15 protein-coding genes and 1 riboswitch are annotated in these 20,479 nt (G+C 56.5%); of the genes, 5 read left to right on the forward strand and 10 right to left on the reverse strand.

What is annotated here, in order from left to right:
• Window positions 1–353 precede the first annotated feature (353 nt).
• Window positions 354–1,205 carry a glutamate racemase gene (gene murI / locus ACOTX5_RS15735; protein WP_003862067.1) on the reverse strand — a complete coding sequence of 284 codons (852 nt, stop codon included), beginning with the start codon at window positions 1,203–1,205 and terminating at the stop codon, window positions 354–356.
• The gene (btuB, locus tag ACOTX5_RS15740) at window positions 1,150–3,000 is read right to left on the reverse strand and encodes a TonB-dependent vitamin B12 receptor BtuB (RefSeq protein ID WP_045911406.1); all 1,851 of its coding nucleotides are present in this window, start codon (window positions 2,998–3,000) and stop codon (window positions 1,150–1,152) included. Before btuB ends, murI begins: the two co-directional genes overlap by 56 nt.
• A 66-nt stretch (window positions 3,001–3,066) precedes the next feature.
• Window positions 3,067–3,242, reverse strand: a riboswitch (cobalamin riboswitch).
• Between the two features lie 104 nt (window positions 3,243–3,346).
• On the opposite strand from btuB, the gene trmA reads away from it, so the two are divergent.
• Entirely contained in the window at window positions 3,347–4,447 is a 1,101-nt protein-coding gene (gene trmA / locus ACOTX5_RS15745; protein WP_045343489.1) for a tRNA (uridine(54)-C5)-methyltransferase TrmA, read from the forward strand.
• A gap of 90 nt (window positions 4,448–4,537) precedes the next feature.
• On the opposite strand, the gene ACOTX5_RS15750 is transcribed toward trmA, so the two are convergent.
• Both ACOTX5_RS15750 and fabR read right to left on the reverse strand, forming a co-directional pair.
• Complete coding sequence (locus ACOTX5_RS15750) at window positions 4,538–4,897, reverse strand: YijD family membrane protein (protein WP_017383113.1); 360 nt, start codon at window positions 4,895–4,897, stop codon at window positions 4,538–4,540.
• 9 nt (window positions 4,898–4,906) lie between these two features.
• The gene (fabR, locus tag ACOTX5_RS15755) at window positions 4,907–5,545 is read right to left on the reverse strand and encodes an HTH-type transcriptional repressor FabR (RefSeq protein ID WP_059290495.1); all 639 of its coding nucleotides are present in this window, start codon (window positions 5,543–5,545) and stop codon (window positions 4,907–4,909) included.
• Window positions 5,546–5,741: 196 nt separating this feature from the next.
• On the opposite strand from fabR, the gene sthA reads away from it, so the two are divergent.
• Window positions 5,742–7,142 carry a Si-specific NAD(P)(+) transhydrogenase gene (sthA, locus tag ACOTX5_RS15760; protein WP_003862057.1) on the forward strand — a complete coding sequence of 467 codons (1,401 nt, stop codon included), beginning with the start codon at window positions 5,742–5,744 and terminating at the stop codon, window positions 7,140–7,142.
• On the opposite strand, the gene oxyR is transcribed toward sthA, so the two are convergent.
• From oxyR to argC, 4 genes are all read right to left on the reverse strand, one after another.
• Window positions 7,125–8,042, reverse strand: a complete 918-nt coding sequence (gene oxyR / locus ACOTX5_RS15765; RefSeq protein ID WP_003862055.1) for a DNA-binding transcriptional regulator OxyR — start codon at window positions 8,040–8,042, stop codon at window positions 7,125–7,127. The two genes, sthA and oxyR, sit on opposite strands and share 18 nt — an antisense overlap.
• A gap of 305 nt (window positions 8,043–8,347) precedes the next feature.
• Window positions 8,348–9,721, reverse strand: coding sequence for an argininosuccinate lyase (gene argH, locus ACOTX5_RS15770; protein ID WP_032104309.1), 1,374 nt, complete (start codon window positions 9,719–9,721; stop codon window positions 8,348–8,350).
• A gap of 105 nt (window positions 9,722–9,826) precedes the next feature.
• Entirely contained in the window at window positions 9,827–10,603 is a 777-nt protein-coding gene (gene argB / locus ACOTX5_RS15775; RefSeq protein WP_015569958.1) for an acetylglutamate kinase, read from the reverse strand.
• A 6-nt stretch (window positions 10,604–10,609) separates the two neighbouring features.
• Window positions 10,610–11,614, reverse strand: a complete 1,005-nt coding sequence (gene argC, locus ACOTX5_RS15780; RefSeq protein ID WP_045911404.1) for an N-acetyl-gamma-glutamyl-phosphate reductase — start codon at window positions 11,612–11,614, stop codon at window positions 10,610–10,612.
• 88 nt (window positions 11,615–11,702) lie between these two features.
• Between argC and argE the strand changes: the two genes are divergently transcribed.
• The 3 genes from argE (at window position 11,703) to gldA (ending at window position 17,087) form a co-directional block, all read left to right on the forward strand.
• Window positions 11,703–12,854 (forward strand): acetylornithine deacetylase, encoded by a 1,152-nt coding sequence (gene argE / locus ACOTX5_RS15785; protein WP_015569956.1) that lies wholly within the window; start codon window positions 11,703–11,705, stop codon window positions 12,852–12,854.
• A 271-nt stretch (window positions 12,855–13,125) separates the two neighbouring features.
• Window positions 13,126–15,777 (forward strand): phosphoenolpyruvate carboxylase, encoded by a 2,652-nt coding sequence (gene ppc, locus ACOTX5_RS15790; RefSeq protein ID WP_047726772.1) that lies wholly within the window; start codon window positions 13,126–13,128, stop codon window positions 15,775–15,777.
• A gap of 206 nt (window positions 15,778–15,983) precedes the next feature.
• The gene (gldA, locus tag ACOTX5_RS15795; RefSeq protein ID WP_003862047.1) at window positions 15,984–17,087 is read left to right on the forward strand and encodes a bifunctional L-1,2-propanediol dehydrogenase/glycerol dehydrogenase; all 1,104 of its coding nucleotides are present in this window, start codon (window positions 15,984–15,986) and stop codon (window positions 17,085–17,087) included.
• A gap of 92 nt (window positions 17,088–17,179) precedes the next feature.
• On the opposite strand, the gene katG is transcribed toward gldA, so the two are convergent.
• Together katG and metF are read right to left on the reverse strand one after the other, a co-directional pair.
• On the reverse strand, window positions 17,180–19,360 hold the full coding sequence (gene katG / locus ACOTX5_RS15800; RefSeq protein WP_045911402.1) for a catalase/peroxidase HPI: 2,181 nt from the start codon (window positions 19,358–19,360) through the stop codon (window positions 17,180–17,182).
• Between the two features lie 144 nt (window positions 19,361–19,504).
• The gene (gene metF, locus ACOTX5_RS15805; protein WP_059452890.1) at window positions 19,505–20,395 is read right to left on the reverse strand and encodes a methylenetetrahydrofolate reductase; all 891 of its coding nucleotides are present in this window, start codon (window positions 20,393–20,395) and stop codon (window positions 19,505–19,507) included.
• Between the last annotated feature and the right edge of the window lie 84 nt (window positions 20,396–20,479).

Raw genomic sequence — 20,479 nt, forward strand, 5'->3', positions numbered from 1 at the left:
ATGAATTACGTGTTCACTCGTTGAGACTTGGTATTCATTTAGTGTCCGAGGACATTAAGAATCCATGTCACTTTGAGTGCCCACACAGATTGTCTGATAAATTGTTAAAGAGCAGTTGCAACGCGGTTTTCAGCTCATCGTTGCGAGGTCCCGTATATTACGTTTTCCTCATTCAGAGTCAAGCAATTATTTTCACTTTTCTCTGTTGGTGTTCATCTCTGAACCCCGCTGTCCCGGCGGCTTGTAAGCCGTTGTTCCGTGTCAGTGGAGGCGCATTATAGGGAGTTCTCCGACGTTGACAACCCCTCTTTGAAAAAAAACGTTCAACCGTCTCTTTTTTGCTCAAAACCGTGCTACAGCGCCAGTTTTTCGAGCGTTTCGAAGCCATAACGACGTAAAACGGGCAAAAGTTGTTCGGTTTCTTTTGTTATCGCCATACAGAAAGCGATGTTCGCATCCGCTGATTTCGCATCCGGCGCCTCGTGTTCCAGCAGCCAGGCCGTCCGACGCGCAATTGCAGCACCGGAATCCACCAGCCGGGTCCCTTCAGGCAGAACCTTTAACAGCTCTTCCTGTAATAGCGGGAAATGGGTGCAGCCGAGAACAACCGTATCCGGTGGTTCCTGCATCCGCAGCCATGGACGCAGAATACGGCGCAGCTCTTCAAGCGATACCGTCTCGCCGTGCAGTTTTGCTTCCGCCATTTCCACCAGCTCCGCGGAGCCGAGCATGGCGATCTGGCATTCATTGGCAAAGCGCTCTATAAGCTCACGCGTATAAGGACGTTTTACCGTACCGCGCGTAGCCAGCAACCCCACAATGCCGTTCGCCGTCAGACGCGCCGCAGGTTTGATTGCCGGAACAACGCCCACAACCGGGAACGGGAATTTTTCGCGCAGGGCAGGAAGAGAGACCGTGCTTGCCGTATTACAGGCAATGACCGCCAGCGCCAGGGGATAACGCTTTTGTACCGCGGTGACGATTTCAACCACACGTTCAACAATAAAGTCTTCACTCTTTTCCCCATACGGGAACGCGACGTTATCGAAGGCGTAGATGTAATGGAGATCCGGCAGGAGCTGCCGAATCTCATCATAGACCGACAGCCCACCGACGCCGGAATCAAACACCAGCACGGTGGGACGCGGATCAGAAGGTGTAGCTGCCAGACAAGGTGTATTCCCGTCCTGCAGTTTGGTAGCCATAAACTGTCTCGTAATCTTTATCGAACAGGTTGGCTATTTTACCACGAACTGTGAGATGAGAGGTGACAGGATATGAAACCGCGACGTCCCACAGGCTGACGCCGCCCATTTTCAGGCGTTCTGTGGCGTAGGTATTCGGATCAACGGCAACGTCATAGCGAGTGCCCAGATAACGGTACGCCAGATTCCAGTCGAGATCCCACACCTGCCAGTCAAGCTGATACTTAACCTGTTGCTTTGAGCGACGAGCCAGGACTTCGTTAGTTTTCGCATTACGCGGGTCGACGTAGTCGTAAGAAATCTGATGCCCTACCGGGCCAGTGTCGAACTGGGCCGTCGCCTCGATTCCTTTAATACGGGCTTCATCGACGTTGTAATAACGGTAAGTCCGCGGGTCGCTATTAATGAGGTTATCGATATCATTACGATAGCCCGTCACACGCCAGTTTACCGGCCCCGTCAGACCTTCAAAGCCACCTTCCCACTGCTTACTCTCTTCTGGCTTCAGATCCGGATTACCGTAATCTTTACTGTGGATCTGGCTCATGGTCGGTGCTTTATACGCTGTACCGTAAGAACCGATGATGCGATACCCCTCGATGAACTCCCATGCGGCGCTGGTCTGCCAGGTGGCGTGATTGCCAAAATTAGAGTTATCGTCATTACGCGCCGCCGCTTCCAGCGTCACGCTGTTGAACTGCTGCATCGCCGAAAGGAACACGCCGGTATTACGTTGTTCGTAACCTTTTTCCAGATAGCCCGTACCCGCCTGGGTTTTCTGCTTCTGCCAGTCCAGACCCGCGCCGATATTGCCGTGACCCACTTCAACCGTATTCAGCCACTGGGTGGTGTACTGCTTCACGTCATCCATGGTTGCGGAGTCAGCGTAGCGGCCTTTTTTCGGATCATAGTTCTGATCTTTGCTACGGCCATACCCTGCCACCAGCTGTGACTGGAAAATACCCTGGTTATAGCGAAACCCGGTGTCCCAGTTCTGGCTGTAAACCTGACGCGTGTCCGGCCGCCCATCAATGCCGGTCGCACCATAGTGATCGTAACCGTCATACGCGGAGCGGTTATCGTAGCCAAAGCCACGGAAGAACCCACTGACGCTGTCGGTAAACTGCTGCTCCACCGAGCCAAATAGCGATTTACTCATAAAACCATCGCGGTCTGGCTGGCGCGGGGCATCTTTTGCGGCAATATCAAAACCACGGGTATAGGTATAATCACCGGCCATGGTGATTTTGGTTTTATCGAACACCTGCTGGAAGGCACCGTTATAGTTTTGATACCCCTTTGAACCGACACCCGCAGAAATTTCCGCACCCGGCTTGTCGCGCCCGGTAATGATGTTAATCACACCGCCAATCGCGTCGGAGCCATACAGCGCCGAACGTGGGCCGCGAATGTACTCAATACGCTGAATCAGCGACGTCGGAATTTGGCTTAAATCGGGAACATTGCTGATCCCGGCATTATTCAGGGGGATACCATCAATCAGTACCAGAACATGGCGGGATTCCGTACCGCGAATAAACGTTGAAGAGGTTGACCCCATCCCGCCGCTTTGTGCGATGTCCACACCCGGCAGGCGTGACATGATTTCCACAACACTCGTTGCCTGCCAGCGTTCAATATCCTCACGGGTCACGACGGAGGTCGGAGCCAGAACGGTTTTTGCTGGTTGTTCGAAACGGTTTGCTGTCACCACCAACGAGTCGGCGCTTTCCTGCGCCCAGCCCGAAAATGCCGTGACGGAAAACGCCGTCAACAGCGATACTTTTTTAATCATTGTTAAAGCATCCACAATATAAGAAGGATGCCGCAGGCCTCATCGATAGCACGCGATGATGAAACCAAATGCGACGTGATCCCGGCAGGTCTTCGGGCTGGGTGGCGTTATACGGATGAAGACTTCCCATTTTCACAGTGTCTACAACTCTCATCCCGCCAGTCTTTACCGCTGCGCGTCAGCTCCAGATTTGCACTGGATTCCCTTTTCACTCTCAGGAGACCGGAAACAGAATGCTACAATTAGACACGTATAGATGTCCAGATAGCTATTAGCCATTAAATCTGGACATCCACTGCACAATCCCTACAATCCCCGCGTAATTCTTTATCACTCAGGACGCATCATGACCCCCGAACACCTCCCGACAGAACAGTACGACGCACAGCTGGCAGAAAAAGTTGTCCGCCTGCAAAGTATGATGACGCCTTTCAACGCGCCCGTTCCCGAGGTGTTTCGTTCTCCGGTCAGCCACTACCGTATGCGCGCTGAGTTCCGCATCTGGCACGATGGCGATGACCTGTACCACATCATTTTCGATCAGCAGACGAAATCCCGCATTCGCGTAGACAGTTTTCCGGCGGCGAGTGAGCTCATCAACCAGCTGATGACGCTAATGATCGACGGTGTACGCAACAATCCGGTGCTGCGCAACAAGCTGTTCCAGATTGACTACCTGACCACCCAAAGCAATCAGGCCATTGTTTCTCTGCTCTATCACAAAGCGCTGACCGACGAGTGGCGCGAGCAGGCAGAAGCCCTGCGCGATGCGCTGCGCGCGCAGAACATCAACGTGCACCTGATTGGCCGCGCGACCAAAACCAAAATCATGCTGGACCAGGATTACATCGACGAGCGTCTGCCGGTAGCAGGTAAAGAGATGGTTTACCGTCAGGTAGAGAACAGCTTCACCCAGCCGAACGCCGCCATGAACGTGCAGATGCTTGAGTGGGCGCTGAAGGCGACAGAAGGGTCTAAGGGCGATCTGCTGGAGCTCTACTGCGGTAACGGCAACTTCTCGCTGGCGCTGGCGCGTAATTTCGAGCGCGTGCTGGCGACGGAAATCGCCAAACCGTCGGTGGCCGCCGCGCAGTACAACATCGCCGCTAACCATATTGATAACGTACAAATTATTCGTATGGCGGCAGAAGAATTTACCCAGGCGATGAACGGCGTACGCGAGTTTAACCGCCTGCAAGGGATTGATTTGAAGAGCTACCAGTGTGAGACAATTTTTGTCGATCCGCCGCGCAGTGGCCTGGACAGCGAAACCGAGAAGATGGTGCAGGCGTACCCGCGTATTTTGTACATCTCCTGTAACCCGGAGACGCTGTGCAAGAATCTGGAAACATTAAGCCAGACGCACAAGGTTGAACGTCTGGCGCTGTTCGATCAGTTCCCGTATACGCACCATATGGAGTGCGGCGTACTGCTCACGGCGAAGTAATGTGGGCATTGTAGGGCAGGTAAGCGAAGCGCCACCTGCCAAAAAAGCCGGATGGCGCTTCGCTTATCCGGCCTACAATGACAAAACCCTTTACTCTGGCAACTGGCTCTTGCGGCTACGCATGCGAGAGCCAATCCAGAACACCAGCGCCACAGACAGTACCGCAGGCAGGAAGTTAGAGCCAATATCCGGATACTCTGCGCGCACCACGGTGCTGTACAACAGTACACCCAGAATAAAACAGGCTGCGGCCAGTCCCGGTAACCCAACCGGCATGGTGCGGTTCAGATAACGTTGATGCAGGCAGTACACCGTCAGCACCAGCGCGATAATCGGGAAAATCGAGAACGGTACAATTGAGCTAAAAACCGCCGCAAACGTACCATTAATGGATAAGCCAGCGATCAATGCCAGCAACAGCGTTCCTTTATCCTGACCTGACTGTTTCATTACTCACCTTCACTCATCGTTTTGATGTGCCAACTTCTCTTGTTCACGGCGATACCAGTAGTACGCACCTTTAGAAATCATCCGCAGCTGCAATACCAGTCGCTCTTCGAGATGCTTACGTTGTTCAATGCTGACATCCAGCGCTTCGGCACCCGCGCTGAAAACAATCGTCACCATCGCCTCGGCCTGTGCTTCAGTAAACGCACGCGGCATATGGTTTTCGAGTTCAAGATAGTCGGCAAGTTCCGCGATGAAATGCTGAATTTCACGCGCGACGGCGGCACGAAACGCGGCTGACGTTCCGGAACGCTCACGCAACAGCAGGCGAAACGCGTTAGGGTTATTGCCGATAAATTCCATAAATGTCGACACGGAGGTGCGGATCACGCTGCCGCCTTTGGCGATACGCTGACGCGCCTGACGCATAAGCTGGCGCAGCATCAAACCGCTCTCGTCGACCATGGTCAGGCCCAGTTCATCCACATCACGGAAATGACGATAGAAGGACGTTGGCGCAATCCCGGCCTCGCGCGCCACTTCACGCAGGCTCAAACTGGCAAAACTCCGCTCAGCACTCAGTTGACTGAATGCGGCTTCCACCAGCGAACGCCGGGTTTTCTCTTTTTGTTGTGCTCTTACGCCCATCACGATAGTTGAATCCTTCCAAAGGCCCGTTGGCACTATACCAGAGAATAAAATTAATCTGTTTACCTGGCTTTGTGAATGATTGTTTACGGGCGGTTTGTGCTCCACTGCCCGAAAAAAGCACAACGATAATTGGGTTACCCTGGCAATGATGTTATGATTCTGTTGCTTTTATGTATAAGAACAGGTAAGCCTTGCCATGCCACATTCCTACGATTACGACGCAATAGTTATTGGTTCCGGCCCCGGCGGCGAAGGTGCTGCTATGGGTCTGGTAAAACAGGGAGCCAGAGTAGCGGTTATTGAGCGCTACCATAACGTCGGCGGCGGTTGCACCCACTGGGGCACCATCCCTTCGAAAGCCCTCCGCCACGCCGTTAGCCGCATTATCGAATTTAACCAGAACCCTCTTTACAGCGACCACTCCCGACTTCTTCGCTCCTCCTTTGCCGATATCCTGAATCACGCAGACACGGTCATTAACCAGCAGACGCGCATGCGTCAGGGTTTCTATGAGCGCAACCACTGTGAAATTCTGCAAGGGAACGCGCATTTTGTGGATGAACACACCCTGGCGCTGGAGTGCCACGACGGTTCGGTTGAGACGCTCACCGCTGAAAAATTTGTGATCGCCTGCGGCTCCCGTCCTTACCATCCGGCAGACGTGGATTTCTCGCACCCGCGCATTTACGACAGCGACTCCATCCTCAGCCTGCACCACGAGCCACGCCATGTGATCATCTACGGCGCGGGCGTGATTGGCTGCGAATATGCGTCGATTTTCCGGGGAATGGAGGTCAAAGTTGATCTGATCAACACCCGCGACCGGCTGCTGGCGTTCCTCGATCAGGAGATGTCAGATTCCCTCTCCTACCACTTCTGGAACAGCGGCGTGGTGATTCGCCACAACGAAGAGTACGAGAAAATCGAAGGCTGCGACGACGGTGTGATCATGCACCTGAAATCCGGTAAGAAGCTGAAGGCGGACTGCCTGCTGTACGCCAACGGCCGTACCGGCAACACGGATTCATTGCAGCTGGAGAATATCGGGCTTGAAACCGACAGCCGCGGTCAGCTCAAGGTCAACAGCATGTACCAGACTGCGCTGCCGCACGTTTACGCGGTGGGCGACGTGATTGGTTACCCAAGCCTGGCCTCCGCCGCGTACGATCAGGGCCGCATCGCCGCACAGGCGCTGGTGAAAGGTGAAGCGACGGCGCATCTGATTGAAGATATCCCGACGGGCATCTACACCATTCCGGAAATCAGCTCTGTCGGCAAAACCGAGCAGCAGCTGACGGCCATGAAGGTGCCTTACGAGGTGGGTCGTGCCCAGTTTAAACATCTGGCGCGGGCGCAAATCGTGGGAATGAGCGTGGGTACGCTGAAGATCCTGTTCCATCGCGAGACGAAAGAGATCCTCGGTATTCACTGCTTCGGTGAACGCGCGGCGGAAATCATTCATATCGGCCAGGCGATCATGGAGCAAAAAGGTGGTGGCAACACCATTGAGTACTTCGTTAACACCACCTTTAACTACCCGACCATGGCGGAAGCCTATCGGGTAGCTGCGCTGAACGGCTTAAACCGCCTGTTTTAACGCGCTGTCGAAATGGCCATCCATCGCACCCCGGATGGCCTCTGCCAGCTGCTCATAGCGGCTGCGCAGCGGTGACCCCGGACGATAAACCAGACCAATGGTGCGACGCGGCTCCGGCTTAATACAGGGCAGATAGACCACGCCATCACGTTTACGCTCGTGCGGCACCGCCAGCGCCGGCAGCAGCGTAATACCGCTTCCCGCCGCCACCATATTACGCAGCGTTTCCAGGCTGGTTGCGCGGAAATGGGTATCTTCATCGGCACCCGCTTCGAAGCAGAAGCCCATCGCCTGATCGCGTAGACAGTGGCCATCTTCCAGCATCAGCAGTTTTTCACCGGCCAGATCGGCCATCGGCACGCGATCGCGGTTCGCCCACGGGTGATCTTCATAGATCGCCAGCATCATCGGCTCATCGAACAGCGGTACTTCAATAAACGCTTCACTCTCTTTGACCAGCGCCAGGATCGCGCAGTCGAGCTTGCCGCTGTCCAGCTGCGCCAGCAGCTGATGGGTTTGCGCTTCATGCAGGTACATTTCGAGTTTCGGGAACGTCTGGTGCAGCATCGGAATGATTTGCGGCAACAGGTACGGGCCAACGGTTGGGATCAGGCCAATATGCAGCGGGCCGGACATCGCTTCCCCCTGCTGGCTTGCCATTTCCTTGAGCACTTTGACCTCGCGCAGTACGGTGCGCGCCTGATCCACCAGCAGCAGACCTGCCTGCGTGAACAGTACCTTACGACTGGTGCGCTCCAGCAGCATCACGCCCAGCTCATCTTCCAGCTTGCGGATCTGACCGCTCAGCGTTGGCTGGCTGACGTGGCAGGAGTCTGCCGCGCGGCGAAAATGGCGATGCTCAGCTAACGCTACCAGGTATTCAAGATCACGAATATTCATTATTCATCCTCCGTCGCCACGATAGTTCATGGCGATAGATAGCATAGCAACGAACGATTATCCCTATCAAGCATTCTGTTGAATAATACATCACATAGACGAGGCGGCACGTGTTTGACCCTTGACGTCCCCGCACCGTCAGCGAGTTTCTCTCAAAACTCGAAAAACTAAAGCCAACGTGAACTTTTGCGGACCCCGTGGTCCGCTTTTTTTTGCGTAAAAAAAAGCCCAGCACTAAGCCAGGCTCCGTTTTTCTCCCTCTCCCTGTGGGAGAGGGCCGGGGTGAGGGCACCAGCCCGCACTATTCAAACCAACCGGTTTTTCGCATCCGCAATCGCCTGCGCTACCTGCTTCGGCGACACGCCACCTTTCGCTGCACGCTTATCCAGGCAGGATTGCAGGGCCAGAATCGGGTAGACATCATCCCCGATAACCGCGCTGAATTTTTGCAGGTCGGCAAGCGCCAGCTCTTCAAGGGCTTTACCCTGACGAATCGCTTCCACCACCGCTTCACCCACAATATGGTGCGCCTCGCGGAACGGTACGCCTTTCGCCACCAGGTAGTCCGCCAGCTCGGTAGAGTTAGCATACCCCTGCTGCGCCGCTTCCTGACAGCGCGGACGTTTCACCTGAATGCCGTCCAGCACCAGCGCGCCCATATGCAGACAGTCCAGCCAGGTGTCGAGCGCGTCGAACAGCCCCTCTTTGTCTTCCTGCATGTCTTTGTTGTATGCCAGCGGCAGCCCTTTCAGGGTCATCATCATACCGGTCAGCGCGCCCTGCACACGGCCACACTTACCGCGGATCAGCTCCAGCGCATCCGGGTTTTTCTTCTGCGGCATCAGGGAGGAGCCGGACGTCACGCGGTCGGACAGCTCTACAAACCCGGCTTCGCCAGAGTTAAAGAAGATCAGGTCTTCGGCAAAGCGCGACAGGTGCACCATCCCGATAGAGGCATTCGAGAGCAGCTCCAGCACGTGGTCACGGTCAGAGACGCTGTCCAGGCTGTTGCGGGTGGCGGAGGCAAAGCCCAGCCAGCCTGCCAGCTGCTCACGGTCGATTTCATACGCCGTACCGGCCAGCGCGCCGCTGCCCAGCGGGCTGACGTCCAGACGCTTTAAGGTATCCTGTAAACGGCTCTCATCACGCGCCAGCATCTCAACGTAGGCCAGACACCAGTGCGCGAACGTCACCGGCTGCGCGCGTTGCAGGTGGGTATAACCCGGCATCACCGCATCCTGATTGCTCTGCGCGGTGTCCACCAGCGCGCTCTGCAACTGACGATTCGCCGCCAGCAGTTCGCCGACGGTCTCTTTGCACCACAGCTTCAGGTCGGTCGCCACCTGGTCATTACGGCTACGCCCGGTATGGAGCTTTTTACCCAACTGGCCGACTTTGTCGATCAGTTTGCCTTCCACCCAGCTGTGAATATCTTCGGCATCGCTCTGGAGGATTTGCTCCGGATCCAGACGCACCTCTTCCAGCAGGTTGTTCAGCGCCTCTTCCAGCTGCTGCTGTTCGTCTGCGGTCAGCACGCCAACGGTCACCAGCGCTTTGGACCAGGCCACAGAGCCGACAATATCCTGTTCGGCCAGGCGGTAGTCGAAGCGCAAAGAGTCGTTGAACTGTTTGAACCGCTGATCCGCTGCCTGTGTAAAACGCCCACCCCAAAGTGCCATAACGAATTTCCTTAATGATGATATTTTTGCCCGGTGGCGCTGCGCTTACCGGGCCTACAAAATTCACGTAGGCCGGATAAGCGAAGCGCCATCCGGCACAGAATCTTAAGCCAGAATACGCGTACCAATCGGCGTACCGTTAAACAACGCCGGGAGTTGCTCCGCGTGACGCCAGGAGGCGATATCCACCGGGCGGCCCAGCGTGCGGGCCGCATCCAGCGCGGCGTTCACTTTAACGATCATGCCGTCGGTGATAATGCCCTGATCGATCAGCTGCTCGGCTTTTGCGGCGGTCATTTCCGCAATGCGCTGGCCTTTGCCGTCCAGAATGCCGCTCACGTCGGAGAGCAGGATCAGGTCTGCGCCCAGCGTTGCCGCCAGCGCCGTCGCCGCCTGGTCCGCATTGACGTTCATCAGTTCGCCCTCTTCGGTCACGCCGATTGAGCTCACCACCGGCAGGAAACCGCCTTCCAGCAGGGTGTTAATCAGCTCAGGCGAACCTGGCTGCGCCAGTCCAACATGGCCAAGCTCTTCGTCGAGCTGGGTCACTTTTACGCTATCTCCATCGCCCAGACAGAGGCCAACGGAGGCGATATGGTGTTTCTTCGCCCACGCCAGCAGCGTTTTGTTCGCCGTTCCCGCCAGCGCGCCGGTAATGATGTCAATCTGGTCCGCAGGCGTCACGCGCAGGCCATTTTTCTTTTTCACCGGCAGGTTGAGCCCTTTCATCAGCTCATCCACCACGCAACCGCCGCCATGCACAATCACCAGCGGACGTTGGTGTGATTCGCGATAGTTCACCAGTGCGGTGAACAGGCGCTCCAGCGCTTCTTCGCTGTCCAGCAGTACACCACCGAGTTTGATAATTAATGGATTCATCATCACACCTTAAATAAGAGCCTGCGTTTCAGGGAAGCCGAAACGAATATTTGCACACTGCATTGCCTGTGCGGCAGCGCCTTTGAGTAAGTTATCTTCTGCGGCGACCACAATCAGATGCTCGCCCTGCACGGCAAAGCCGATGTCGCAGAACGGCAGGCCAACCACGTTTTTCAACGCCGGCACGCCTTTGTCATACAGGCGCACCAGCGGTTTATCCGCATACGCCTGCGTGAAGACCTCGCTCACCTGTTCTTTGGTCACACCCGGCTTCAGGCGGCAGGTAATGGTTTCGAGGATCCCACGCGGGAAGCTGCCGAGGTGCGGGGTGAAAATCACGTCCGCGCCCAGATGGGTGGTGATTTCAGGGTGATGACGGTGATTAAACACGCCATACGGCTGAAGGCTCACTTCGCAGAAGCTGTTGGAGATCGCCGCTTTGCGCCCGGCGCCGCTCACGCCACTGGTGGCGTTGATGACTGGCCACTGATGCAGATCCAGCAGACCGGCGTCGATCAGCGGCTTCAGGGAAAGCTGCGCCGCCGTCGGGTAGCAGCCCGGCACGGCAATCAGATCCGCTTCTTTCAGTTTGTCAGCGCTCCACTCCGCCAGGCCGTACACCGCTTTTTCGAGCAGATCCGGGTGCTGATGGGTGAAACCATAATATTTTTCGTAGAACGCGCTGTCGTTAACGCGAAACGCGCCGGAGAGATCAAAGACCACGCAGCCGGCCGCTAAAAATTGCGGTGCCAGGTCGTGGCTAACTTCATGCGCCGTGGCTAAAAACACAACGTCAACGCCGTCGATGAACTCGCTGATGTCAGACATGGGCTGCAAAGGCAAATCAACCACGCCCTTAAGCTGTGGATGCAAATCGGAAATTAACTTTCCGGCATCATTGCTTTGCGCTGACACGGTCAAAGCGGTTATGGTCATATGAGGGTGGCGATTTACGTAGCTTACAAGCTCTGCGCCCGCATAACCGCTAGCGCCTACAATCAGCGTATTCAACATCGGGTTCCTTTATGCTCAACGATAATGTATTTTTATTCACATTTATTGCATGAATATTGATACTATCACGACCTAAGGTGTGTCAACAATGAAAATGAACTTACCGCCATTTATCGAGATTTACCGCGCCCTGATTGCCACACCCTCCATCAGCGCGACGGAAGAAGCCCTGGATCAGAGCAATGAGTCTTTAATCAATCTGCTGGCGGGTTGGTTTAGCGATCTTGGGTTTAACGTTGAGGTTCAGCCCGTCCCCGGAACACGCCACAAATTTAACCTGCTCGCCAGTACCGGACATGGCGCGGGCGGCCTGCTGCTGGCTGGCCACACTGACACCGTGCCGTTTGATGATGGCCGCTGGACGCGCGATCCGTTCACGCTGACCGAACATGACAACAAACTCTACGGTTTGGGCACCGCCGACATGAAAGGCTTTTTCGCCTTTATCCTCGACGCGCTGCGTGACGTGGACGTGACAACCCTGAAAAAGCCGCTCTACATTCTGGCGACCGCCGATGAAGAGACCAGCATGGCGGGCGCACGTTATTTCTCTGAAAACACATCGATTCGTCCTGACTGCGCGATCATCGGCGAACCGACCTCTCTGCAACCGATTCGGGCGCACAAAGGCCATATTTCTACCGCGGTGCGCGTGCTCGGACAGTCCGGCCACTCCAGCGATCCGGCGCGCGGCGTGAACGCCATCGAGCTGATGCATGACGCGATTGGCCGCATCATGACCCTGCGCGACGATCTGAAAGAGCGCTATCACTACGAGGCGTTCACCGTGCCGTATCCGACGCTAAACCTCGGCAGCCTGCACGGCGGTGATGCGTCCAACCGTATCTGCGCCTGCTGCGAACTGCATATGGATATCCGTCCTCTGCCGGGCATGACGCTGAGCGATCTGGATGGCTTACTGAACGAAGCGCTGGCGCCGGTCAGCGAGCGCTGGCCGGGCCGTCTGACGGTCTCCGAACTGCATCCGCCGATTCCAGGCTACGAATGTCCGCCTGACCATCAGCTGGTTCAGGTGGTGGAAAAACTGCTCGGCGAGAAAACCGACGTGGTGAACTACTGCACCGAAGCGCCGTTTATTCAGACGCTGTGTCCGACGCTGGTTCTGGGCCCTGGCTCCATCAACCAGGCCCACCAGCCGGACGAATATCTCGAAACCCGCTTCATCAAGCCCACTCGCGAACTCATTACCCAGGTTGTGCATCACTTCTGCTGGCATTAAAAACGCACCGAACAGTCCCCTCTCCCTGTGGGAGAGGGTTAGGGTGAGGGCAACAAATCGCATGATCTTCGTCACATTCCCATAAGCATCTCTTATCTGACGCAATACGAATTAAATTTCGTAAATTGCCCACATTTATTCGTTTGCTGAACCGTTTTCGCAGCAATTGACGACGGGGGTTTTACGTGGCTTTATAAAGGGAGATGACAAAATAATGTCCAGAAGATTTTCGCATGGGCATAAACAAAAATGATGGGGTGACTGGGTTTTTATGAACGAACAATATTCCGCGTTGCGTAGTAATGTCAGTATGCTCGGCAAAGTGCTTGGAGATACCATCAAAGACGCACTGGGGGAGAACATCCTCGACCGCGTTGAAACCATCCGCAAGCTGTCCAAATCTTCCCGCGCCGGTAACGAGGCCAATCGTCAGGAGCTGCTCACCACCTTGCAGAACCTCTCCAACGATGAGCTGCTGCCCGTTGCCCGCGCCTTCAGCCAGTTCCTGAACCTGGCAAACACCGCTGAGCAATACCACAGCATTTCGCCAAAAGGCGAAGCGGCCAGCAACCCGGAAGTCATTGCCCGCACCCTTCGTAAACTCAAAAACCAGCCCGACCTCAACGAAGCGACCATCAAAAAAGCGGTAGAATCCCTTTCGCTGGAGCTGGTGCTGACCGCACACCCAACCGAAATCACCCGTCGTACGCTGATCCACAAAATGGTGGAAGTGAACAACTGTCTGAAGCAACTGGATAACAAAGACATTGCCGACTACGAACGTAACCAGCTTATGCGCCGTCTGCGCCAGCTGATTGCCCAGTCCTGGCACACGGATGAAATTCGTAAGCATCGCCCAAGCCCGATCGACGAAGCCAAATGGGGCTTTGCGGTGGTGGAAAACAGCCTGTGGGAAGGGGTCCCCAACTACCTGCGCGAGCTGAACGAACAGCTGGAAGAGAACCTGGGCTACCGCCTGCCGGTTGATTTTGTTCCGGTGCGCTTCACCTCCTGGATGGGCGGCGACCGCGACGGCAACCCGAACGTGACGGCGGAAATCACCCGCCACGTCCTGCTGCTGAGCCGCTGGAAAGCGACCGACCTGTTCCTGAAAGATATTCAGGTGCTGATCTCCGAGCTGTCGATGGTGGAAGCGACGCCGGAACTGCGCGCGCTGGCCGGTGAAGAAGGCGCCAGCGAACCGTACCGTTTCCTGATGAAAAAACTGCGCGGTCAGCTGATGGCCACTCAGGCCTGGCTGGAAGCGCGCCTTAAAGGCCAGCGCCTGCCGAAGCCGGAAGGTCTGCTGAGCCAGAACGAACAGCTCTGGGAGCCGCTGTACGCCTGCTATAAATCGCTCCAGGCCTGTGGGATGGGCATCATTGCCAACGGCGAACTGCTCGACACCCTGCGCCGCGTGAAGTGTTTCGGCGTGCCGCTGGTGCGTATCGACGTTCGTCAGGAAAGTACCCGTCATACCGAAGCACTGGGCGAGCTGACCCGCTACCTCGGCATCGGCGACTATGAAAGCTGGTCAGAAGCCGACAAACAGGCGTTCCTGATCCGCGAGCTGAACTCCAAGCGCCCGCTGCTGCCGCGCAACTGGGAGCCAAGCAACGACACCCGCGAAGTGCTCAACACCTGTAAAGCGATCGTGGATGCGCCGAAAGGATCGGTGGCCGCCTATGTGATCTCCATGGCGAAGACCCCGTCCGACGTGCTGGGCGTTCACCTTCTGCTGAAAGAAGCGGGCATTGACTATGCTCTGCCAGTGGCCCCGCTGTTTGAGACCCTCGACGACCTGAACAACGCTAACGACGTGATGACCCAGTTGCTGAACATCGACTGGTATCGCGGCTTTATTCAGGGCAAACAGATGGTGATGATTGGCTATTCCGACTCCGCGAAAGATGCGGGCGTGATGGCAGCCTCCTGGGCGCAGTATCAGGCGCAGGATGCGCTAATCAAAACCTGCGAAAAAGCCGGTATTGAACTGACCCTGTTCCACGGACGCGGCGGCTCCATTGGTCGTGGCGGTGCGCCTGCACACGCAGCGCTGCTCTCTCAACCACCAGGAAGCCTGAAAGGCGGCCTGCGCGTGACCGAGCAGGGTGAGATGATCCGCTTCAAGTACGGCCTGCCGGAAGTGACCATCAGCAGCCTGTCGCTCTATACCAGTGCGATCCTGGAAGCCAACCTGCTGCCGCCGCCGGAGCCAAAAGAGTCCTGGTGCCGGATCATGGACGAGCTGTCTGACATCTCCTGCGACCTCTATCGCGGCTACGTGCGTGAAAACAAAGACTTTGTGCCTTACTTCCGCTCAGCAACGCCTGAGCAGGAGCTGGGTAAACTGCCTCTGGGTTCGCGCCCGGCCAAGCGTCGCCCGACCGGCGGCGTTGAATCGCTGCGCGCCATTCCGTGGATCTTCGCCTGGACGCAAAACCGTCTGATGCTGCCGGCCTGGCTGGGTGCCGGTGCGGCGCTGCAAAAAGTGGTGGAAGACGGAAAGCAGAGCGAACTGGAAACCATGTGCCGCGACTGGCCATTCTTCTCTACCCGTCTGGGCATGCTGGAGATGGTCTTCTCGAAAGCCGATCTGTGGCTGGCGGAATACTACGATCAGCGTCTGGTGAAACCAGAGCTGTGGGCGCTGGGTAAAGAGCTGCGCGAGCTGCTTGAAGGCGATATTAAAGTGGTGCTGGATATCGCTAATGACTCCCACCTGATGGAAGACCTGCCGTGGATCGCCGAGTCTATCCAGCTGCGTAACATCTACACCGACCCGCTGAACGTTTTACAGGCTGAACTGCTGCACCGTTCGCGTCTGGCGGAGGAGGAAGGTAAAGAGCCGGATCCGCGCGTTGAACAGGCGCTGATGGTAACGATAGCAGGCGTTGCGGCAGGTATGCGCAACACCGGTTAATGCTCAGTGCCCGGCAGCGCTACGCTTGCCGGGCACTTCTCGATCTTCCCCCTTCCCTGATCTCCTCCTCAATCTTTGCCACCGGTAAGGCAATCACGTTTCCCTTAGACGTAGCGCAACAAATGACCGGCACGCCGGGAGTAGAGTCACTCTTAGTGCAGTTCGAACAGGACAGAATTTACCTCAAACACTAAGGGAGTAATGTTATGGACCGTGTCATTCAATCCCCGGGAAAATACATCCAGGGCGCAGATGTTCTCACTCGCCTCGGCGACTACCTGAAGCCGCTGGCAAATCGCTGGCTGGTGGTGGGCGATAAATTTGTGCTGGGTTTTGCTGAAGAAACCCTGCGCCAGAGTTTTAAAAAAGCCGGACTCCATGCCGAAATTGCACCGTTTGGCGGCGAATGTTCGCAAAATGAAATCGATCGCCTGAAAAAGCTGGCCGACAGCGCCGACTGCCTGGCGGTGCTGGGTATCGGCGGCGGAAAAACGCTGGATACCGCTAAAGCGCTGGCCCACTTTATGGACGTGCCGGTGGCCATTGCCCCGACCATTGCCTCCACCGATGCGCCGTGCAGCGCCCTCTCCGTGATTTATACCGACAGCGGCGAGTTCGATCGCTACCTGATGCTGCCGCACAACCCGAACATGGTGATTGTCGATACCAAAGTGGTGGCGGGCGCACCTGCACGCCTGCTGGCCGCCGGGATTGGCGATGCCCTGGCAACCTGGTTTGAAGCGCGTGCCTGCTCACGTAGCGGCGCGACGACCATGGCGGGCGGCAAGTGCACGCAGGCAGCGTTAGCGCTGGCAGAGTTGTGCTACAACACGCTGGTTGAAGAGGGCGAGAAAGCGATGCTGGCGGCGGAACAGCACGTGGTCACACCGGCTCTGGAACGCATTATCGAAGCCAACACCTATCTCAGCGGCGTGGGCTTTGAAAGCGGCGGGCTGGCGGCGGCGCATGCCATTCACAACGGCATGACGGCGGTGCCGGATGCGCATCATTTCTACCATGGTGAAAAGGTCGCGTTCGGCACGCTGACGCAACTGGTACTGGAGAACGCGCCGGTTGAAGAAATTGAGACCGTCGCCGCGCTTTGCCACAGTGTTGGGCTGCCGATCACGCTGGCGCAGCTGAATATCAAAGAGGATATTCCGGCCAAAATGCGGCTGATCGCGGAGGCGTCCTGTGCCGAAGGGGAAACCATTCACAACATGCCTGGCGGCGTAACGCCGGATCAGGTCTATGCGGCGCTGCTGGTGGCGGACCAGTACGGACAGCGATTCTTGCAGGAGTGGGAGTAACGAAAAAAGCCGGGTGGCGCTGCGCTTACCCGGCCTACATGGCACTTTAATTTGTAGGCCGGGTAAGGCGTAGCCGCCACCCGGCACATGGGTTACTTCACATCAAACCGGTCCAAATCCATCACTCGCGCCCACGCGGCAACAAAATCACGGACGAACTTCTCGTGTGCATCACTGCTGGCGTAAACTTCGGCCAGCGCACGCAGGACGGCGTTTGAACCGAAGACCAGATCGGCGCGGGTCGCGGTGTATTTCACTTCCCCGCTGGCGTGATCGCTACCGGCAAACAGCTCGTTTGAGTCGTCGGTCGCTTTCCACTGGGTGTTCATATCCAGCAGATTAACGAAGAAGTCGTTGCTCAGCACGCCCTCGCGGTTGGTAAACACGCCATTCTTGCTGCCATCGAAGTTTGCACCCAGTACGCGCAAACCGCCGATCAGCACCGTCAGTTCCGGCGCGGTCAGGGTCAGCTGCTGGGCTTTGTCGATCAGCAGCGACTCCGTGGTGGACACATCCACCTGTGCGCGATAGTTACGGAAACCGTCGGCAACCGGTTCGAGCAGGTTGAACATCTCGATATCCGTCTGGTCCTGACGCGCATCCACGCGGCCTGGGGTAAACGGTACGTTAACGTAAACGCCAGCCGCTTTCGCCGCCTGCTCAACGCCCACAACACCCGCCAGCACGATGATATCGGCCAGTGAGGCTTTATTAGTGGTGCGCTGGATTGCTTCCAGAGCCGGTAACGCCCGCACCGCCGCGGCGTTCACATCCCAGTCGCGCTGAGGCGCCAGCGCCAGACGCGCGCCGTTAGCGCCGCCACGCTTGTCGCCGCCGCGGAAGGTCGATGCCGACGCCCAGGCCACGGAAACCAGCTCGCTCACGGAGAGACCAGAGGCCGCGATTTCCGCTTTCAGGCTTTCAATATCTTCCTGCGTCGGATGGAACACCGGTTGAGGCAGCGGATCCTGCCAAATCAGATCTTCTTTCGGTACTTCCGGGCCGATGTACCGCGCTTTTGGCCCCATATCGCGGTGGGTCAGCTTGAACCACGCGCGCGCAAAGGCTTCGTTGAAGGCCTGCGGATCGTTCAGGAAGCGACGGGAAATTTTCTCGAATTCCGGATCAAAACGCAGCGTCAGATCGGTGACCAGCATGGTTGGCTTGCGTTTTTTCGACGGGTCGAACGGGTCAGGCATAATTTCCGGCGCATCCACGGCTTCGAACTGAATGGCGCCCGCCGGGCTACGCGTCTGCACCCATTCGTATTTGAACAGGTTCTCGAAGAAGTAATTGCTCCACTGGGTCGGGGTTTGAGACCAGATAACTTCCAGCCCGGAGGTGATGGCGTCAGCGCCAATACCGGTGCCGTGCGTGCTGGCCCAGCCCAGGCCCTGCGCTTCAATCGGCGACGCTTCCGGGTCAGTGCCCACGTGCGTGGCTTCACCTGCGCCGTGCGTTTTACCGAGCGTATGGCCGCCCGCAATCAGCGCGACGGTCTCTTCGTCATTCATGCCCATGTTGCCAAAGGTAGCGCGGATCGCCGCCGCCGCAGACAGCGGTTCACCGCTGGCGTTTGGCCCTTCCGGGTTCACATAAATCAGACCCATTTCGGTGGCCGCCAGCGGGCGCTTCGCCAGCGCTTCCGGGTCACGGTGGGTCAGCCAGGCTTTTTCATCGCCCCAGTTCACGTCCAGATCCGGTTCCCAGACGTCTTCACGCCCGGCACCGAAACCAAAGGTGCGGAAGCCGGAGTTCTCCAGCGCCACGTTACCCGCGAGGATAAAGAGGTCAGCCCAGGAGATTTTTTGTCCGTATTTTTGCTTAATTGGCCACAGCAGGCGGCGAGCCTTATCCAGGCTGACGTTATCCGGCCAGGAGTTCAGCGGTGCAAAGCGTTGCTGACCGCGTCCGGCGCCGCCGCGACCGTCAACGGAGCGATAGGTACCCGCACCGTGCCAGGCCATACGGATAAACAGGCCCGCATAGCTGCCCCAGTCGGCAGGCCACCACGGTTGTGAGTCGGTTAACAGTGCTTTGAGATCGCCCTTAAGGGCGGAATAGTCGAGCTTGCTGAATTCTTTGCGGTAGTCGAAGTCTTCACCCAGAGGGTTAGAACGGCTGGAGTGTTGATTAAGTAGATCGATGCGAAGTTGTTTAGGCCACCATTCTTTGCTGCCGGTACCTGCACCCGCGCTATGATCGACGCCGCCCTGGTGGAACGGACATTTGCCGGCGGATGCCGCGTTATTGGTCTCGTCTGACATGCTCATCGCTATGCTCCCTTTACAGTGTTACCGTTACGATATACACCACTAGCGATAAGAGATAGTTGAATTAATCCACAGATTCGATAGCTAATACCTTTTAACTCTCCGTTCGATTAAAAAACCCTCATTTTATGAGGGTTTTTTACTTTACAGCGCCGGGCGAACACCGAGCGTATGGCAAATGGCGTAGCTCATTTCCGCGCGGTTCAGGGTATAGAAATGGAAATCTTTCACCCCTTCGCGACTTAAAATCTTCACCATGTCCATCGCGATATTGGCCCCCACCAGCTTACGGGTTTCCGGATCGTCGTCCAGCCCTTCGTACATTTTGGACATCCACAGCGGAATGCGCACGTTGGTCATATCTGCGAATTTCTTCGCCTGTTTGAAGTTCGAGACCGGCAGAATGCCAGGAATGATTTCGACATCAATACCCGCCGAGACGCAGCGGTCGCGAAAGCGCAGGTAGCTTCCCACGTCAAAGAAGAACTGAGTAATCGCGCGGTTAGCACCGGCCTCCACTTTACGCTTCAGGTTGAGCAGATCCGCCTGGGCGCTTTTGGCTTCCGGGTGAACTTCAGGGTAGGCGGCCACGGAGATATCAAAGTCGGCAACGTCTTTCAGCAGCCCGACCAGATCGGTGGCATACATCTCCGGCTTGCCGCTGCCTGGCGGGAGGTCGCCGCGCAGGGCCACAATGTGGCGAATGCCGTTATTCCAGTAGTCCTGGGCAATGGCGCGCAATTCATCACGGGTGGCGTCGATACAGGTCAGGTGCGGTGCCGCTTCCAGACCGGTTCGATCTTTAATGCCCTTAATGATGCTGTGCGTGCGGTCACGCTCACCGGAGTTGGCGCCGTAGGTCACGGAGACGAACTTCGGCTTGAGGCTGCTCAGACGATCGATAGAGCTCCACAGGGTTTGCTCCATTTCACTGGTGCGCGGCGGGAAAAATTCAAAAGAGACGTTAATCTGGCCGTTTACTTCGGCCAGGCTCTGATTCAGGGCTTCCCGCTGGTTGGCGTGAAAAAAGCTCATACCTTACCTCTATCTTTCGCGTGTCGTTGTTTGTTGTGTTGTGAACTTCTATACGTTTAGACGTCCAGATGTAAAAATGACGGA

Origin of the sequence: Enterobacter cloacae complex sp. IR5441, from assembly GCF_049238215.1 — a bacterium.
GTDB lineage: Bacteria > Pseudomonadota > Gammaproteobacteria > Enterobacterales > Enterobacteriaceae > Enterobacter > Enterobacter hormaechei_C.

Bases quoted from the DNA above. Each gene is read 5' to 3' on its own strand.
- murI (WP_003862067.1), bottom strand. From the start codon at position 1,205: ATGGCTACCAAACTGCAGGACGGGAATACACCTTGTCTGGCAGCTACA.
- btuB (WP_045911406.1), bottom strand. From the start codon at position 3,000: ATGATTAAAAAAGTATCGCTGTTGACGGCGTTTTCCGTCACGGCATTT.
- trmA (WP_045343489.1), top strand. From the start codon at position 3,347: ATGACCCCCGAACACCTCCCGACAGAACAGTACGACGCACAGCTGGCA.
- ACOTX5_RS15750 (WP_017383113.1), bottom strand. From the start codon at position 4,897: ATGAAACAGTCAGGTCAGGATAAAGGAACGCTGTTGCTGGCATTGATC.
- sthA (WP_003862057.1), top strand. From the start codon at position 5,742: ATGCCACATTCCTACGATTACGACGCAATAGTTATTGGTTCCGGCCCC.
- oxyR (WP_003862055.1), bottom strand. From the start codon at position 8,042: ATGAATATTCGTGATCTTGAATACCTGGTAGCGTTAGCTGAGCATCGC.
- argH (WP_032104309.1), bottom strand. From the start codon at position 9,721: ATGGCACTTTGGGGTGGGCGTTTTACACAGGCAGCGGATCAGCGGTTC.
- argB (WP_015569958.1), bottom strand. From the start codon at position 10,603: ATGATGAATCCATTAATTATCAAACTCGGTGGTGTACTGCTGGACAGC.
- argC (WP_045911404.1), bottom strand. From the start codon at position 11,614: ATGTTGAATACGCTGATTGTAGGCGCTAGCGGTTATGCGGGCGCAGAG.
- argE (WP_015569956.1), top strand. From the start codon at position 11,703: ATGAAAATGAACTTACCGCCATTTATCGAGATTTACCGCGCCCTGATT.
- ppc (WP_047726772.1), top strand. From the start codon at position 13,126: ATGAACGAACAATATTCCGCGTTGCGTAGTAATGTCAGTATGCTCGGC.
- gldA (WP_003862047.1), top strand. From the start codon at position 15,984: ATGGACCGTGTCATTCAATCCCCGGGAAAATACATCCAGGGCGCAGAT.
- katG (WP_045911402.1), bottom strand. From the start codon at position 19,360: ATGAGCATGTCAGACGAGACCAATAACGCGGCATCCGCCGGCAAATGT.
- metF (WP_059452890.1), bottom strand. From the start codon at position 20,395: ATGAGCTTTTTTCACGCCAACCAGCGGGAAGCCCTGAATCAGAGCCTG.